Source organism: Salinicoccus halitifaciens (assembly GCF_021026095.1).
In the GTDB taxonomy this organism is placed as follows: Bacteria; Bacillota; Bacilli; order Staphylococcales; family Salinicoccaceae; genus Lacicoccus; species Lacicoccus halitifaciens.
Window position 1 is genome coordinate 35380 of sequence record NZ_JAJNCU010000008.1, and the last position, 16951, is coordinate 52330.

The 16951-nt window shown below is 50.7% G+C and carries 18 protein-coding genes; 13 read left to right on the forward strand and 5 right to left on the reverse strand.

Features of this window, described 5'->3' with window-relative positions; translation table 11 throughout:
• Window positions 1–104: 104 nt before the first annotated feature.
• Window positions 105–1070 (forward strand): beta-ketoacyl-ACP synthase III, encoded by a 966-nt coding sequence (locus LPW40_RS11710; RefSeq protein WP_230822437.1) that lies wholly within the window; start codon window positions 105–107, stop codon window positions 1068–1070.
• Window positions 1063–2301 carry a beta-ketoacyl-ACP synthase II gene (gene fabF / locus LPW40_RS11715; RefSeq protein WP_230822438.1) on the forward strand — a complete coding sequence of 413 codons (1239 nt, stop codon included), beginning with the start codon at window positions 1063–1065 and terminating at the stop codon, window positions 2299–2301. Before LPW40_RS11710 ends, fabF begins: the two co-directional genes overlap by 8 nt.
• A 431-nt stretch (window positions 2302–2732) precedes the next feature.
• Here the strand turns inward: fabF and trpS are convergent, their stop codons facing one another.
• Window positions 2733–3731 carry a tryptophan--tRNA ligase gene (trpS, locus tag LPW40_RS11720; RefSeq protein WP_230822439.1) on the reverse strand — a complete coding sequence of 333 codons (999 nt, stop codon included), beginning with the start codon at window positions 3729–3731 and terminating at the stop codon, window positions 2733–2735.
• Between the two features lie 289 nt (window positions 3732–4020).
• Between trpS and spxA the strand changes: the two genes are divergently transcribed.
• The 9 genes from spxA (at window position 4021) to LPW40_RS11765 (ending at window position 12095) form a co-directional block, all read left to right on the forward strand.
• On the forward strand, window positions 4021–4419 hold the full coding sequence (spxA, locus tag LPW40_RS11725; protein ID WP_097042729.1) for a transcriptional regulator SpxA: 399 nt from the start codon (window positions 4021–4023) through the stop codon (window positions 4417–4419).
• 197 nt (window positions 4420–4616) lie between these two features.
• Window positions 4617–5276, forward strand: a complete 660-nt coding sequence (locus LPW40_RS11730; protein ID WP_230822440.1) for an adaptor protein MecA — start codon at window positions 4617–4619, stop codon at window positions 5274–5276.
• A 67-nt stretch (window positions 5277–5343) separates the two neighbouring features.
• On the forward strand, window positions 5344–6336 hold the full coding sequence (locus tag LPW40_RS11735) for a competence protein CoiA (protein ID WP_230822441.1): 993 nt from the start codon (window positions 5344–5346) through the stop codon (window positions 6334–6336).
• A 35-nt stretch (window positions 6337–6371) separates the two neighbouring features.
• On the forward strand, window positions 6372–8171 hold the full coding sequence (gene pepF / locus LPW40_RS11740) for an oligoendopeptidase F (RefSeq protein WP_230822442.1): 1800 nt from the start codon (window positions 6372–6374) through the stop codon (window positions 8169–8171).
• Between the two features lie 382 nt (window positions 8172–8553).
• Window positions 8554–8712 (forward strand): hypothetical protein, encoded by a 159-nt coding sequence (locus LPW40_RS11745; protein ID WP_230822443.1) that lies wholly within the window; start codon window positions 8554–8556, stop codon window positions 8710–8712.
• Window positions 8713–8739: 27 nt separating this feature from the next.
• Window positions 8740–9210, forward strand: coding sequence for a cytochrome c oxidase subunit II (locus LPW40_RS11750; RefSeq protein ID WP_230822444.1), 471 nt, complete (start codon window positions 8740–8742; stop codon window positions 9208–9210).
• Between the two features lie 5 nt (window positions 9211–9215).
• Window positions 9216–10859: a cbb3-type cytochrome c oxidase subunit I gene (locus LPW40_RS11755; protein WP_230822445.1), complete on the forward strand. Its 1644-nt coding sequence runs from the start codon at window positions 9216–9218 to the stop codon at window positions 10857–10859.
• Window positions 10860–10887: 28 nt separating this feature from the next.
• Window positions 10888–11520: an SCO family protein gene (locus LPW40_RS11760; protein ID WP_230822446.1), complete on the forward strand. Its 633-nt coding sequence runs from the start codon at window positions 10888–10890 to the stop codon at window positions 11518–11520.
• Window positions 11517–12095, forward strand: a complete 579-nt coding sequence (locus tag LPW40_RS11765; RefSeq protein ID WP_230822447.1) for a hypothetical protein — start codon at window positions 11517–11519, stop codon at window positions 12093–12095. Before LPW40_RS11760 ends, LPW40_RS11765 begins: the two co-directional genes overlap by 4 nt.
• A 591-nt stretch (window positions 12096–12686) precedes the next feature.
• Here LPW40_RS11765 and LPW40_RS11770 read toward each other — a convergent pair.
• The 4 genes from LPW40_RS11770 to LPW40_RS11785 form a co-directional block, all read right to left on the reverse strand.
• Complete coding sequence (locus tag LPW40_RS11770; RefSeq protein ID WP_230822448.1) at window positions 12687–13364, reverse strand: Crp/Fnr family transcriptional regulator; 678 nt, start codon at window positions 13362–13364, stop codon at window positions 12687–12689.
• A gap of 106 nt (window positions 13365–13470) precedes the next feature.
• Complete coding sequence (locus tag LPW40_RS11775) at window positions 13471–14265, reverse strand: DsbA family protein (RefSeq protein ID WP_230822449.1); 795 nt, start codon at window positions 14263–14265, stop codon at window positions 13471–13473.
• 35 nt (window positions 14266–14300) lie between these two features.
• Entirely contained in the window at window positions 14301–14687 is a 387-nt protein-coding gene (locus LPW40_RS11780; RefSeq protein ID WP_230822450.1) for a globin domain-containing protein, read from the reverse strand.
• A complete protein-coding gene (locus LPW40_RS11785; RefSeq protein ID WP_230822451.1) occupies window positions 14681–15271 on the reverse strand; it encodes a CYTH domain-containing protein in 591 nt (196 codons plus the stop codon). The genes LPW40_RS11780 and LPW40_RS11785 overlap by 7 nt, the downstream gene beginning before the upstream one ends.
• 230 nt (window positions 15272–15501) lie before the next feature.
• On the opposite strand from LPW40_RS11785, the gene LPW40_RS11790 reads away from it, so the two are divergent.
• Entirely contained in the window at window positions 15502–16122 is a 621-nt protein-coding gene (locus tag LPW40_RS11790; protein ID WP_230822452.1) for a GTP pyrophosphokinase, read from the forward strand.
• Between the two features lie 21 nt (window positions 16123–16143).
• On the forward strand, window positions 16144–16947 hold the full coding sequence (locus LPW40_RS11795) for an NAD kinase (protein WP_097042702.1): 804 nt from the start codon (window positions 16144–16146) through the stop codon (window positions 16945–16947).
• Window positions 16948–16951: the final 4 nt, after the last annotated feature.

A 16951-nucleotide genomic window follows, 5' to 3' on the forward strand; every position in this document is an offset into this window, starting at 1 on the left:
GAGCATCCACAGAAATGTGGGTGCTTTTTTTATTGTGGAAAATGTGAATTTATGATAAATTAGTACCTAGTGATAATATGAGATTATAAATAAGGTGTGGTCAAATGAAGAATGTAGGCGTGTTGGGACTGGGCACTTATGTCCCTGATAAAGTGTTCACGAACTTTGATTTCGAAAAAATTCTGGATACTTCAGATGAATGGATTACTGAAATGACCGGCATAAAAGAGCGCAGGTTTGCTGAAGATGATATGGACACTTCCGATATGGCGGTGATTGCGGCAGAACGTGCACTTGAAGATTCCGGCGTCGGCAAAGAGGACATAGACCTGGTCATCGTCGCGACATCCACAGGCGACCACCGTTTCCCGGCAGTTGCCAATATCATCCAGGACAGGCTCGGATTGAACAATGTACCGTCCATGGATCAGCTGGCAGCATGCACCGGGTTCATTTACAGCATGGTGACGGCGAGCCAGTTCATCCAGGCAGGCACTTATAAGAACGTACTGGTGGTAGGCGTCGATAAACTCTCTAAAATCACGGATTTCACGGACCGTTCGACGGCAGTCCTCTTCGGTGACGGGGCAGGTGCTGCCGTACTGGGCGAAGTGGCTGAAGGATTTGGCATCAAGTCCTTTGAACTCGGCAGCAAAGGCAGCGGCGGACAGTATCTTTACGACCATAAGGATGACGGTAAGCTGCGCATGAACGGCCGTGAAGTGTTCAAGTTCGCGGTGCGCCAGATGGGCGAATCCAGCGTGAACGTCACCGAAAAAGCAGGCTTTACGAATGAAGACATCGATATGCTCGTACCGCATCAGGCAAACATCCGCATCATGGACGCTGCAAGGGAACGGATGAAGATGCCGAAAGAGCGGATGAGCTGTACAATAGATAAATATGGAAATACTTCTGCAGCTTCCATACCTCTCAGTATTCAACATGAGCTGAAAAATGGTAAAATAAAGGCAGGAGACAACCTCGTGCTGGTCGGTTTTGGCGGCGGACTGACATGGGGGGCAATTTGCTTAACTTGGGGTAAGAATAAGGAGGAGACACATGACTAAGCGAAGAGTCGTAATAACAGGTATCGGTGCGTTGACGCCGATTGGAAATACAGCAAAAGAGACATGGGAAAATGCACTGAAAGGTGTTAACGGGATTGATAAGCTCACCCGATTCGACAACAGTGAGTTCAACGTTCATGTTGCCGGTGAGTTGAAGGATTTCAATATCGAGGATTACATCGATAAAAAAGAATCCAGGAGGATGGACCGCTTCACACAGTATGCGGTCGTGGCATCCGACGAAGCGGTCAAGGATTCCGGACTTGAAATAAATGATGAGAATGCAGAACGCATCGGTGTATGGATCGGATCCGGCATCGGCGGCATCCAGGCTCTGCAGGACGGTTTTAAAGTATTGTACGAAAGAGGACCAAGAAGGGTGAGCCCGTTCTTCGTACCGATGATGATACCGGATATGGCAAGCGGCCAGGTATCCATCCGCCACGGTGCAAAAGGCCCGAACGGTGCAACGGTGACGGCTTGTGCCACAGGCACGAACTCGATCGGCGATGCTTTTAAAATCATTGAGCGCGGCCAGGCCGACGCAATGATCACAGGCGGTACAGAAGCGCCGATCACTGAAATGGGCATGGCTGGATTCCAGTCGAGCAGGGCGCTCTCCACTTCAGAAGACCGGGATAACGCATCCGTACCTTTCTCAAAAGACCGTGACGGTTTCGTCATGGGCGAAGGTGCAGGCGTTGTTGTGATTGAAGAATTGGAGCACGCACTCGCACGCGGTGCAAACATCTATGCAGAAATCGTCGGCTACGGCATGACGGGAGATGCATACCACATCACCGCACCGGCTGAAAACGGCGAAGGCGGTGCCCGTGCGATACAGGAAGCACTGAAAGATGCAGGCGTCGAGCCTGAAGAGGTCGACTACGTCAACGCCCACGGTACAAGCACGGCGTACAATGACCTTTACGAGACACTGGCATTGAAGACGGTGTTCGGCGATCATGCGCACAAGCTGCTCGTCAACTCGACTAAATCCATGACCGGCCACCTGCTCGGTGCAACCGGCGCAGTCGAAGCGATCATCTCGTCACTGAGCCTGCAGCACGGCAAAGTGCACCCGACGATCAACCTGCGCAACCCGGATCCGGAATGTGATCTGAACTACTTACCGGACGGTGTCGCGGAAGGCGACTTCAAATACGCACTGAGCAACAACCTAGGCTTCGGCGGCCACAACGCATCACTGCTTTTCAAAAAGTACGAGTAATTGATTGATAGATGAGGGCCTCCTCCCGTTTTTGCGGGAGGAGGTTTTTTATTTGGGTGAATAAAGTGCCCCATCGCTCACTGAGTGCGTGGTTTGGCCGGTAGGTTGCCCCTATCGGCCAAGTGTGCGCTGGTTCGGCCGATAGACTGCCCCTATCGGCCAAGTGTGCGCTGGTTTGGCCGGTAGACCGACCCTATCGGCCAAGTGTGCGCTGGTTTGGCCGGTAGACCGACCCTATCGGCCAAGTGATAGCTGGTTTGACCGGTAGACCGACCCTATCAGCCAAGTGATAGCTGGTTTGGCCGATAGAACCCCCAACAGCTCATCGCACATCCCTGGACGGTCCGTTAACCAGCATCACACTCCCACAACGCATAAAAAACCGCACACCATCCGGTGTGCGGCCCCCACATATATAATATAGTAGAAACTTATCTTTTCTTCCTGCCGAGCCCCATCGCGCGCTCCATCTTTTCGACCATCTTATCGGCTTTCCGCGACGCGCGCTCGCGTCCTTCATCCAGGATGTCGTCGATGCGTCCGGATTCGACGTATTCATTGACGCGTTCCTGGAAGTCGGTCAGGAACGACTCGACCACTTCGCCGAGGGCGGTCTTGAATTCACCGTAGCTTCTGCCTTCAAACTCGGCTTCGAGATCCTTGATGCTCCTGCCGGTCAGGCCGCTGTAAATCACAAGGAGGTTTGAAATCCCCGGCTTGTTTTCCTTGTCGAAAATGATTTCCGAGCCGGAATCGGTGACGGCACTGCGGATTTTCTTCGCAGCGGTCTTCGGATTGTCGAGGAGTGAGATGTATGATTTCGCATTATCATCACTTTTGCTCATCTTCTTCGTCGGTTCGTTCAGGCTCATGATTCTGCCGCCGACTTCAGGGAGCTTCACTTCCGGAACCGTGAAAATATCGTTGTAGCGGTTGTTGAATCGCTCGGCCAATGTGCGCGTAAGCTCCAGATGCTGGTTCTGGTCGTCGCCGACCGGCACGATGCTTGCACCGTAAAGCAGAATATCTGCAGCCATCAGGGTCGGGTAGGTGAGGAGCCCGGCATTAATGCCTTCCTTGGCGCTCTGTTTCCTGGCCTTATCCTTGTACTGCGTCATGCGCTCGAGTTCGCCGATATAAGTGACGCACTGCAGCATCCATGCGGCTTTCGCATGTGCGGAAACCTCACTCTGGACGAAAAGAGTGATCTTATCCGGATCGAGGCCTGATGCGAGGTAAATCGCTGCGAGTGTCTTGGTGTTCTCCCTTAATTTCAACCTGTCCTGCGGCACGGTGATCGCGTGCTGGTCGACGATGCAGAAGTAGGAGTCGTATTCATGCTGGAGTTCGGTGAACTGCTTGTATGCACCTAAGTAATTTCCGATCGTCGGTATGCCGCTCGGTTGTACGCCTGAGAATAATGTTTTCATTTTAGCTACCTTCCTTATTGACTAATCAATCTGATCCATTACTGCAATGATAATAAAAAACACCGATAACTGCAATACAGTCGCATTTCTGTCAAATTTGACAAAAATAAAATTTTCTAAATTTTTGTGTGATTATTAACGTTTTCTCATTTTATTTTAATGTTCGACCTATATAATATGATTTGTAAGTTAGTAGAAGCACTCGAATCATCCCTGAGGATGGTTACAAAGTGTCCCACATGGGGTATACTAATGATACAAATCTATTGAGTATTGGAGTGTGAGTTGTATGGTAACACTGTTTACTTCTCCAAGTTGCACGTCTTGCCGGAAAGCTAAAGCGTGGTTGCAAGAAAATGAAATTCCTTATACTGAAAGAAATATATTCTCCGAGCCGCTGACTCTGGAAGAGGTCAAGGCAATCTTAAGAATGACTGAAGATGGCACGGATGAAATCATCTCAACCCGTTCAAAAACTTTTCAAAAGTTGAATGTGGATATCGAATCTTTACCTATGAAAGAATTATACACATTAATCATGGAAAATCCAGGTCTTTTGAGAAGGCCGATCATAATGGACGAAAAACGTCTGCAGGTTGGTTATAACGAAGATGAGATCCGTCGTTTCCTTCCACGTAAAGTGAGAAACTTCCATCTTCTTGAAGCAAAAAGACTTGCAGAGATGTAATCAACCATTCAATAACTTTTAAATTCAGTTTGTTCCCCCCTTATATAAACTGATATATTCTACACGAGCCTGCGGATTTCTTGAAATCCACAGGCTTTTTGACTATACTTTATTGAACGAAACAATGTATTTGTTTTATTTTCGTAAATGAAGGTATACTATAAGTAATAAGTCTCTTGTGAGAGGAAGTGAAATCAATGAGGATAGAACGTGTCAACGAATCGACGATAAAATTCTTTATGACTTACGCCGACATCGAGAAGCGGGGTTTTGACAGAGATGAACTCTGGATGAACAGGAAGCGCGGCGAAGAGTTTTTCTGGTCTGTAATGGATGAAGTCAATGTGGAGCACGGGGAAGGCTTTGGAATGGAAGGTCCGCTGTGGATTCAGGTTCATGCATATGACCGGGGCATAGAAGTGATTGTATCAAAATCTCAAAACGGTGAGGAAGATTATGCTATGGACCAATCCAACATGAACATTAATGATAACGACATTGAATCATTCTTAAACGATGCGGTCGAAGGCGCCACCGGGACAGAAAAGCGTGAGCCTGTAGTGGAATCCGCTATGGTGAAGTTTGATGATTTTGAAACATTGATCGAATATGCTCACCAGATCGAACAGGATGAGACAGTGTATGAAGATCTGCTGCATGTATACAGCGGTGAGTACTACTATGAAATCATTTTCGACCACCGCCTGACGAGGGACGAAGTCCAGGGCGTGATGGCATCATTGACAGAGTACAGCAATCCGGCGGAAGTCGCGCCGGCATTGATTGAAGAATATGGTGAAATCATCATGAGTCATAACGTACGCGCACAAGTAAGAAGATTTTTTCAGGAAAAATAATTTATCTGACAATAAAATAAATGAAAAACCCCCTTTTCCGGCATATATAGGAAAGGGGGTTTTTATTTTGATATTAGCTGTAGATGAAAACGGCGGCCAGGTGCTTGCCGAAAACGCCGAAAAGGGCCGGCAATATTTCTGTCCGGTCTGTGATTCACGTGTCACTTTGAAGCAGGGCCCGGTGAAGACTGCGCATTTTTCGCACCATCATATACTCGACTGCATGAGGTACCTCTACAAGAGGGAGTCGGTGGAGCATCTCGAACTGAAACATGATCTTTATCTTGCACTCTCGCCGCATTACCCGGTTGCTATGGAATATTACCTTCGGGACATAGAGCAGATTGCGGATCTTCTGATCGGGAAAAGTCTCGCACTCGAAATCCAGCTGTCCACAATTTCCCCGCAGCTGATCATCGACCGAACCGAAGGATATGCCTCGATCGGCATCGATGTGATCTGGCTGCTTGATGATGCCGCAATCAGGAGGGCCGGCCCTTACATCCGGCCGACACATTTCCAGCTTTCGACACAGAAGGAAGGGAAGCTATTCACGATCGACATGAAATCGAAGCAGGTGTTCATTCTGCATATCCGCCACCACGCAGGCGGAGACAGGTTTTATTTCAAAAAAGAGCGGCTGGATGTGAAATCGCTGGCCGGACGTATCCCGGTGGAGAATCTCGTTCCGCACAGGCTTTCCAACCATGAACTTGAAGCCATCGTCAGCCGGGAGCGCAGCAGGCGCACGGTGCAGAACCTGACGTTGACTTTCCTCTATCATACAGGCCTCACTGTCGAAACGCTGCCCGGGTATTTGAAATATACAACGCCGGCCGAGCGCCTGATCATGAACCCGCCGCTCGAGTGGAAGCTGTTCATTTACTACCACCTTGACCGGGGGACGTTCAATATGGAGCTGTTCAAGGAGATGCTGAAGGCCAGGCAGATTTACGGTGCGCCCGCAAAGGCGCAGCTTGCGAAAGATCTGATCAAAGACTATTTAATGTTATATAATTCACATAAAGGTTCGAAACTTGAAATTTCCAATAAGAATTGAGAAAATTGGACTATCAAACATTTGGAGGGGTTTACATGGCGGAACTTATTACAAGAGATGAGCAGAAGCTTGAAAATACTTGGGATCTCACGACGATCTTCGAAAGCGATGAGGCGTTCGAGGCAGAGTATGAAAAGCTTGAGGCACATCTCGGCGATGAAGAGAAATTCAAAGGCAATATAAATTCAGCGGAATCGCTGCTGGAAGCGCTCGAGACGGAACGCGCGCTCGGTGAACGACTCGGCCGGCTGTTCGTCTATGCGCATCTGAAACATGACCAGGATACATCGAATGATACTTACAGTGCACTGGAAAGCCGTGCCCGCACGCTTGCGGTGAAATTCAACTCGGCATGGAGCTTCCTTGTCCCTGAAATATTGAAGCTCGACGAAGAGACTTTAAAGGCATACATGGAAGACGAGCGCCTGAAAGAGTTCAAGTTCGACCTTGAAATACTGAACAATGAACGCCCTCATGTCTTGAGCGATAAAGAGGAGAAGCTGATCGCCCAGGCGGGGGAGGTCATGTCGACGCCGTCATCGGTATTCGGCATGTTCAACAACGCAGACCTTGAATTCGAACCGGCAGTCGACTCCGAAGGCAATACCCACACGCTCACGCAGGGGACGTATGTGGATCTGTTGAAATCAACAGACCGCACCCTCAGAAAATCTGCCTACGAAAATTTGTATACGGCATATGAGGCATATAAGAACACCTTGAGCCAGACACTCTCCGGCGTCGTCAACACACACATCTTCAGTGCGAACGTGAGGGGCTACGAGTCGAGCCGCCACCAGGCGCTGTCGAACAACCACATCCCTGAAAGTGTGTACGACCAGCTTGTGGAGACGGTCAATGACAATCTGCACCTGCTGCACCGCTACACTGAACTGCGCAAAAAGGTCCTCGGGCTCGATGAATTGAAGATGTACGACATCTACACACCGCTCGTCGGGGACGTGGATTTTGAAGTGACTTACGAAGAGGCGAAGGACTGGCTGAAATCCGGGCTCTCCCCGATGGGTGAGGACTATCTGTCCATACTCGATGAAGGCCTGAACAACCGCTGGGTGGACGTCTACGAGAATAAAGGGAAGCGCAGCGGCGCGTATTCCTCCGGCACTTACGGCACCAATCCTTTTATTCTGATGAACTGGCAGGACAACGTGGACAACCTGTTCACGCTTGCGCATGAGTTCGGTCATTCGGTCCACAGCTACTACAGCCGGAAGCACCAGACTTCAAACCAGGCGGGCTATTCGATCTTCGTCGCCGAAGTTGCGAGCACATTCAATGAGGCGCTGCTTGCGGACTATATGTATGAAAACCTGGATGACACGAAGAAGAAGCTGTACCTCTTGAACGAGCAGCTCGAAGGTTTCAGGGGCACCGTGTTCCGCCAGACGATGTTCGCGGAATTCGAACATGAAATCCACACATTGAAAGAAAGCGGCGTGCCACTCACGGCATCAAAGCTGAGTGAAGTGTACGGGGAACTGAACAAGAAGTATTACGGGCCGGCCGTGGATTACGATGAGCATATCGAAGTCGAGTGGGCGCGCATCCCGCACTTCTATATGAATTATTACGTCTACCAGTACGCCACGGGCTATGCTGCGGCGGCGACGCTGTCGAAGCAGGTGCTTGAAGGCGGGGAAGACGTGCGGGACCGTTACATCAACGAATTCCTGAAGAAAGGCTCCTCGAATTATCCAATCGAGATTCTGAAGAATGCAGGCGTCGATATGACAACTCCTGAGCCGATTTCAAACGCGATGAAAGTCTTTGAAAGCCAGCTGGACGAATTTGAAAAACTGCTGGAAGAGGCGTAAAACAGGCTAAAATCACTACTTGTCTATAATTTATAGACAAGTAAGTATGTGAATACGTTTACATTATGAACAAATTGTGAAAAGCTGTTCAAAATGTTGCTTGAAGCCTTGCGGGATGTTATATTTTATACATGAAAATTTTATCACTGAAAAACATACCCCTTTGTTAAAACAGTGAAAAATTTCTCCCATCCCCTTTGTTTGAGCAGCACACTATAGAAGGTGTGCTGCTTTTTTTATGCCTTCATTTAACTGAAAATTCAGTTATAAAACTCCTGAAAAATCCCTTCATGATGTGACCAGGATCACAATGGCGCTCCCGTATTGGTTATATACTTGAATCAGATCAAAGAACGGAAATGAATCGACGGGAGGGATATCCATGAAAAAGAGACTGAGAGAAGAGGAAAAGCCGGTTGAAAGAAGCACGGAGGAGCAGTTGTCCCTGAAGGGCACACTGTTCTCCACAATATTCTTCGTGGGCGGATCGATCGTCCTGTGGACCGGTGTACTGCTCGTTTTATTCATCATGCGCTTTTAAAAAGGATGGGAAAGGGGTTTACAAAACATGAAAATGAACAGGATGGAAGAAATATGGATGATCATCGCAATCGGCATCATCATCATCGCGATGGGCATCACAGGCTACCAGGCTTTCGCACTCGGCATGGCGCCGCCTTCACACCAGGAACACATCGATCCCCAGACGGTCGAGGAACATCCGGAATTCTCCGAGCCCGGTGTTTATGAGACGGGGGAGAACCAGTATGAGGTAATCATGACGTTGCAGGCGTTCCAATTCGAGCCCGGTGAAATCACGGTGCCGGAAGGTGCGGAAGTGACATTCAGGATGGCGACGAAAGATGTCGTGCATGGTGTCAATGTGCCGCATACGAACTTGAACACGATGGTCGTGCCGGGGTATATCCAGGAGATCACACAGACATTCCACGAAGCGGGCGAGTACATCATGGTATGCAACGAATACTGCGGCGTCGGCCACCAGACGATGTCCGCAACGATCACGGTGGAGGAGTGAAGAGAATGAATAGACCACTTAAAATCGTCACAGCAAACAAGCTTGCATTGACGAACTTCGCAACAGCTTTCGTGCTCCTCCTAGTCGGGGGATTCCTCGGCCTCATCCAGGGGCTGAACCGTGCCGGTGTACTTGAAATCGTCGGCGGCATCAACTACTACGAAGTGCTGACGCTTCACGGAATTTTCCTGATACTCGCTTTCACGACGCTTTTCATGAACGGCTACTTATGGTCGGCGACGGACTATGTCCTCGGCGGACTGACCAGGGGCATACGGATGATGGGGTGGGTCGCATACGGGCTGTTCATGTTCGGTGCACTCCTCGTCACCATCATGGTGCTCGCGGGTGAAGCGACGGTGCTGTACACGTTTTATGCACCGATGGCTGCAAATCCGTGGTTCTATATCGGACTGGTCTTCGTCGTACTGAACATCTGGCTCTCAGGCCTCGGCGTGTTCATCAGCGCATTCCGCTGGAAGCGGCGGAATAAGGGTAAGCACCTGCCGCTGTTCGCATTCTTCGCGGTCGGCGTATATATCCTCATAACTTTTGCGACGTTGTTCGTCGCGGCGGAAGTGTTCTACATCATCCCATGGACGTTCGGCTGGATCGATACAATAAATGTCATGCTGACGCGTACTTTATTCTGGGCATTCGGTCATACACTCGTCAACGTCTGGTACCTGGTCGCGGTCTCGGCATGGTACATGGTCACACCGAAAGTCATCGGCGGCAAGCTGTTCAGCGATTCGCTCGCGAGGGCCGTCGTCATACTGATCGTCGTCCTGAACGTGCCCGGCGGTTTCCACCATCAGATCGTGGATCCGGGCTTCTCGGAAGGATTGAAGTTCATGCATCTGTTCATGAGCCTTGCGATCGCCGTACCGTCGCTTCTGACTGCTTTCGCATTGTTCGCCATGCTTGAACGGACGGGCCGCCGTCGCGGCGGTAAAGGCCTGCTCGGCTGGTTCTGGACACTGCCGTGGCATGACGTGCGGTTCCTCACCATCATGCTTGCGATGATTTCATTCATCTTCGGCGGTGCCGGCGGGATCGCGCAGACCAACAACCAGCTGAACCAGGTCGTCCACAACACCCTGTGGGTGGTCGGGCACTTCCATGTAACCGTCGGTGTCGCGGTCGTGCTGACATTCTTCGGCCTGGTTTACTGGCTCATCCCGCATCTGTCGGGCAGGGTGCTGACCAAAAAGATCCATAACCTCGGCATCTGGCAGACGATGCTCTGGACTGTCGGCATGCTGTTCATGACACTGTCGATGTCCTACGTCGGTCTGATCGGCTCCCCGCGCCGTACGGAATACACGACTTACGGCGGCAATGCCACGGCGCTCGAATGGGACCCGTACCTGCTTTTCGTCGGGGCCGGAGGCATACTACTTTTTGCCGGTGTCGTATTGATGGTCTATATCGTCTATCACCTGATGTTCCTCTCTCCGAAAGGCTATACACCGTTCATGGTCGTCGAAGAGGAGGAGGAAGATGCGCATAAAACACCGAAATGGACGGAAAATTGGGGACTCTGGGTCATCGTTGCTGTGCTGATCATCTCCATGGGTTATCTCGTGCCGCTTGTCGATCTGATCGGCAATGCGCCGCCGGGCTCCCCGCCGATCCGGACGTTTTAATGATTAATATCAAGGGAGGTCATGATGGATGAAAAAAGAACTCATAATCAGCGGAGTCATTTTATTCCTGGGCGGCCTCCTCATATTTTTCTCGACAAGCGGTTTCTCGGCATTCACGATCGAGCAGCAGAGGCTGAATGAACTGAAAGAGCGGCCGCCTGAATTTCCGAACATTGAAGTCGTCGACAATAAAGGACGCGCCTACAATTTCGATGAATTCGAAGGTAAGCATATGCTGATGACGTTCATCTACACTTCATGTGCCACCGCTTGCCCTGAGATGTCATCGAATATGAAATATATCTACGATATGATCGATGCAGGGCAGTATCAGGATGATTTGGTGTTCCTCAGCATCTCATTCGATACGGAAAGGGATACGGTTGAAGTGCTGGACCGCTATGCCGGATACTTCGAGGCGGACGGCGAAACGTGGCGGATGCTCCGTGTGCCGGATGAGGACGATTTGTCCGGAATCCTTGAGATGTACGGAGTCACGGTCATCCCGGAAGGTGATACGGATTATCAGCACAACACATCGTTTTATCTGATAGAGCCGGACGGCAGGCTCGGCGAGGTGCTCGATTACCGCGATGTCGACCATGCTGCGGAAACCGTCGTGCGAGCGGTTGAAACAGACGGGGAGGTGGGGCTGAGATGAAACAGTTCTGGTACGGCCTTGCGCTCCTCGTGTTCCTCGCGCTGCCCCCGGTCCGGGAGTTGCTCGAATCGGTGATGGCCTTCCACATGCATATGCAGATGATGCTTTTATTCGTCTCCGGATTGCTGATGGCCCCATTCTTCCAGAAACGATTCGGCCATATATTCGACGGTTTCAATAAAACCGGCCTCCCGGGCGTTGTGATCTTCCTCGTCATCGTGGTCTACTGGATGATGCCGCGGGCGATGGATGAGGCACTTGAAATCTGGTATGTGGAGCTGTGGAAATTCATATCACTGCCGTTCCTTGCCGGCGTGCCGCTCCGCGACAGCTGGAAGAAGATCTCGAAAACTTTCGAAGTCATGCTCTTTCTGGTGCTGATGACGGTATTCTCGGTGATGGCGTACTTGTATATATTCGCAGAAAGCACATTATGCAACAACTACCTGATAATCGACCAGCAGACCGTCGGCTGGGGCTTTGCCTTCTTCACACTGTGCATCATCATGTATATACTGCTCGTCCTGTTCACCGACCAGAGCCAGTACTTTGGCGACGATTCCGAAACTTCATGAAATAAACCCCGCATACCTTGGATGGTGTGCGGGGATTTTTCGTTTTGCTGATGGATCGTCTCCATCGCTCACCGGGATCGCTGCTTGAGCGATAGACGGCTCCCATCGCTCACCGGGATCGCTGCTTGAGCGATAGACGGCTCCCATCGCTCACTGGGGTCGCTGATTGCGCGATAGACCCTTCCCATCGGCCAAGTGGGGATTGGTTTGGCCGATAGACTGCCGCCATCGGCCAAGTGGGGTGTGGTTTGGCCGATAGATTGCCGCCATCGGCCAAGTGGGAGTTGGTTTGGTCGATAGATTGCCGCCATCGGCCAAGTGGGGTGTGGTTTGGTCGATAGATTGCCCCCATCGGCCAAGTGGGAGTTGGTTTGGCCGATAGACTGCCCCCATCGGCCAAGTGGGAGTTGGTTTGGCCGATAGACCGCCGCCATCGGCCAAGTGGAGATTGGTTTGGCCGATAAATTGCCTCCAACAGCTCATCGCGTACGCCGGGACGGTCCGTTAAACGCCCAACAGCTCATCCCGCATCCTGGGACGGTCCGTTAACCACAAAAACGCGCCTGCCCCGGCGCGTCTCGTATTAAAAGCCTAAAGATAAGATTCCAGCTCTTCAAGATCGACGATCATCAGGCCCGTGCTGCCGATTTCCAGTATGCCGAGCTTCCGGAATATGGAGAGGTTGCGGCTCACCGTTTCGCGGGTGAGCCCGATCATGCTCGCCATCTCCTGCTTCGTCAGTTTCAAAGTAATTTCACGCCGCCCGTCGTCAAGTACAAGCCCATGTGCGTATGCAAGCCTGCGGATCAGCAGGAGGACCTGTTCATCGGTCGGCTTCAGTATCTTCTCCTGGAGCCGGTGCTGCAGGTCGATGATGAGTTCACCTATGTAATGAAACAGCTTCACCGCAATCTCGGGCTCGCGCCGTATGACGTCTTCGAAATCCTTCTTGCTTATGAAGATCACTTCGGAATCCTCAGTCGTGACGGCACTGGCGGGGTACGGGTCCTTCCTGAAGACCGCGTGGTGGGGGAACATTTCACCTTTACCGAAGAAGTTGATGATCTGCTCGCGTCCCTCCTCATCAATCCGGTATATCTTCACATTTCCGCTCACCACGAAGTAGAAGTTGACCATCTCCTCACCCATATGGAACAGATGAGACCCCCTCTCGACGTTCCTGTGATGGGCGATTCCCGCGACGGCGGATATTTCTTCATCATCCAGCGCTTCAAATATCTTCATTGAGGATAAGTATTCTTTCAGCAAAAGGCTCACCTCCTTCATCATCCACTATACCATCCCAGCAGAATAAAAAAATCCTGCAGAGTGCGAAATGTACCCTGCAAGAAAAAATGATTAATAAGAATGTAATTCAATTGGCGCTCAATACTTCGGTACCGCCGCGGATCTGGTAGTAGGTGGTCTCATCGATCTCGATCTCCTCAATCAGGCGCTTCAGCTTCAGCTTCTTCAGCTCGTTCAGAAGCAGCCCTGTGCGCCATTCGAAGACGGTCTTCAGCTCATGGAAGCTGACGACTTCAAATGATTCGATGTAATCATAGATGCCGGGCAGCGGTTTCTTCTCCACTTCGAATTCAAGCAGTTCATTGATGATGTAAGTGAATATGTGGTAGGGGTAAGCCCCTTCGACTTTGATGCCTTCCTCATGGATGTCGCCGCTGAAGAAGACCATCGCCGGGAGTTCCTGGATGTCCATTTCACGGTACACCGCAAGGTCCCGCTTCAGCATGCTCTTGACGTTGCTGGAGTTTATTTCCTCAAAGAAGCTCTGTACATCGAGTCCGGCAAGCTCTGCACTTTTCAGCATATGGTCGTATGTGCACACGCTCTTCGTCGGGACGATGCGGTTCAGTATATAGCGCATGAATGCGCGGGCTTTATTTCGACCTTGTATTTCCGCAGCTTTGTAGGCAAGTGCAAGATTATCCTGATCAGAGGTGGACTGGGCCTGACACTTCGTTAAAACTGTGAGCGACGGTGCGAGTATTTTCTGGATGGTGACATATCCCCTGTATTCAATAATCAGCTTATTGATGATGGGTTCCATCTCGCGGCAGACGTCGGAAAACGGGTCGAAAAAGTAGAAGATTTCAACCTTCTGGTCGAGCGGCTCAACCGCCGGCCATTGGTGTATCACACGGTCCATCTAAGCTCCTCCTTAAATCTCACTAATACGAAAACTCAGTCGGGTGTATTGACCATATGGTTGGCAGTCATCGTATACCTTTTGAATAAAAATTCCCTCAAATCTTCAGGGATCTCCACATCAAGCATGGCCTGGTATATGTTTTCAAGCCACGCATCCCGGGCCGCGGGCGTGATGACGAAAGGCATATGGCGCGCCTTCATCATCGGATGGCCGTACTCCTGGATGTAGAGGTTCGGCCCGCCGAGGAACTGCACCTGGAATAATTTCTGCTTGAAGGCGGTCTCCTTGAAATCACCGGGGAACAGGTGGTTGATGCGGTCGTCGCGTTCGACGTAGTAGTAGAAGCGGTCGACCATGGCATAGAGCTTTTCCGTGCCGATCGCTTTATATGGGTTCGAGAGCGGGTTCTTTTTCACCATTTTGCATCATCCTTCTCTTTTCTTAAAACACGGTAGAAACGTTCGCTTTTCGTCACTTCATCCCGGCGGTCGATGTCATGCTCTGCCATCAGCCGGTTGAATATCGTTTCACCTTTATCGTAATCGCTGACTTCATATTCGATTTCATAGTCGGTCGTGTCGAGATATGCGCATTTATCAAGGACGAGCAGCCCGCCCTTATACTCCGTTTCACGGCGTTCGGTGGCGAGGCGCCCGTAGATTCTCAAGTCTTCCACCCGGATGCCGCGCTTTTCGATTTCATGGGCGATGACTTCCGGGATTTCCGCCTCACCGATATGTTTCATGTTGTCCAGGTCATAATCCACTTCCGCGTGGAACTCGAGCACGCCTTTTATCGTCGGCGCCTTCAGTGTCATGACCTGCTTCCCGGAGGTGAGGCGCACCCTGAGCAGCAGTATGTTGCGCCTCAGTTCAAGATCCGGGGTATCTATGTAATAGTTGACCAGCGAATGGCCTTCTGTATTTTCAAAGAAAGTATGATACAGCGTACTATATTCGTTTTCGTTCAGCAAATTTTTAAATTCAATCTCAAGTTCCGGCATTCTCTCACTCCTTATATAGTATTATCCGAAATTTAAAAACGGCTGTAAAGCAAACAGATTTAAGACATTATCAAAAGGATGGCGATATGGTAAAATTAAAAGCGTCGACAGTGCGCATGCACTGCAAAATGTTATACTGGATTTGATCCGGGCATGCCTTTGCCGGCATGTCCGATATTGGAAGCATTGAAATTCAAATATCCGGACCAGATATAAATGGAGGCGTTTAGATGGATGGATGGGATAAATTTCTTGCGCCCTATCAACAAGCTGTGGAAGAGCTCAAAATCAAGCTCAAGGGGATCCGCAAAGATTATCAGCTGAACCGCCAATACTCACCGGTCGAGTTCGTGACCGCCCGTGTAAAGCCGGTGCAGAGCATCATTGAAAAAGCGAACACACGCAACATCCCTTACGACAGGCTGCGTGAAGAGATGTACGACATTGCAGGCATCCGCATCATGTGCCAGTTCGTCGACGACATTGAGATGATCTGCAGCCAGATCCGTCTGCGCGAGGATATGGAAGTCGTCGAAGAAAGGGATTACGTGGAAAACACGAAGGAGAGCGGCTACCGCTCCTACCACCTGATCATAAGGTACCGCGTCGAAAGTATCGACGGGCCGGTCCATATACTCGCAGAGATCCAGATCAGGACGCTCGCCATGAATTTCTGGGCGACGATCGAGCATACACTGAACTATAAATATTCCGGGGAGTACCCGCCCGAGATCAAGAGGCGCCTGCAGAACGCTGCGGAAGCGGCGTATCTTTTGGACCAGGAAATGTCCGAGATCAGGGAAGAGATACAGGATGCACAAAAATACTATTCCAAGAAACGCAACATTTAGAGGATGAAAGGAGGGCATTCCATGAGATTTGTCATCGTCTCCAAAGGGGACACGAAGTCGAACGCCTTGAAAGACCGGATGCTCCATTATATGGCGGATATGGGGATGGAGCATGATGAGAAGGATCCGGAAATGGTGATCTCGGTCGGCGGGGACGGCACCCTGCTGCAGGCCTTTCACCGCTTCCAGCACCTGCTCGATACGGCGTCCTTCGTCGGCGTGCACACCGGGCACCTCGGATTCTACGCGGACTGGCTGCCGCATGAGGTGGAGCGGCTGGTCATATCGATACAGAACGACGAATACCAGCTGATCGAGTATCCGCTGCTCGAGATCATCATCACATACGAAAACTTCGGGACGGAATCGAGGTACCTTGCGCTGAACGAGTCGACGCTCCGCACCGAAGACGGCACGACGCTCGTCAGCGACATCGACATCCGCAACCAGCACTTCGAACGCTTCCGCGGGGACGGCATATGTGTATCGACCCCTTCGGGCTCGACCGCATACAATAAAGCCCTCGGCGGTGCGATCATACATCCGTCGATCGAGGCGCTGCAGCTGACCGAGATCGCCTCGATCAACAACAGCGTGTTCAGGACCGTCGGCTCGCCGCTCGTGCTGCCGAAACACCATACGACCCAGGTCCACCCGGTCAACAGCGAAGTGTACAAGATGACCGTCGACCACATCAACCTGGTACATAAAGGTGTGCGGCAGATCCAGTTCAGGGTGGCGGATGAAAAGGTGAAGTTCGCAAGGTTCAGGCCGTTCCCGTTCTGGAAACGGGTGCATGATTCATTCATTTCAGACAGAAACTAACTTT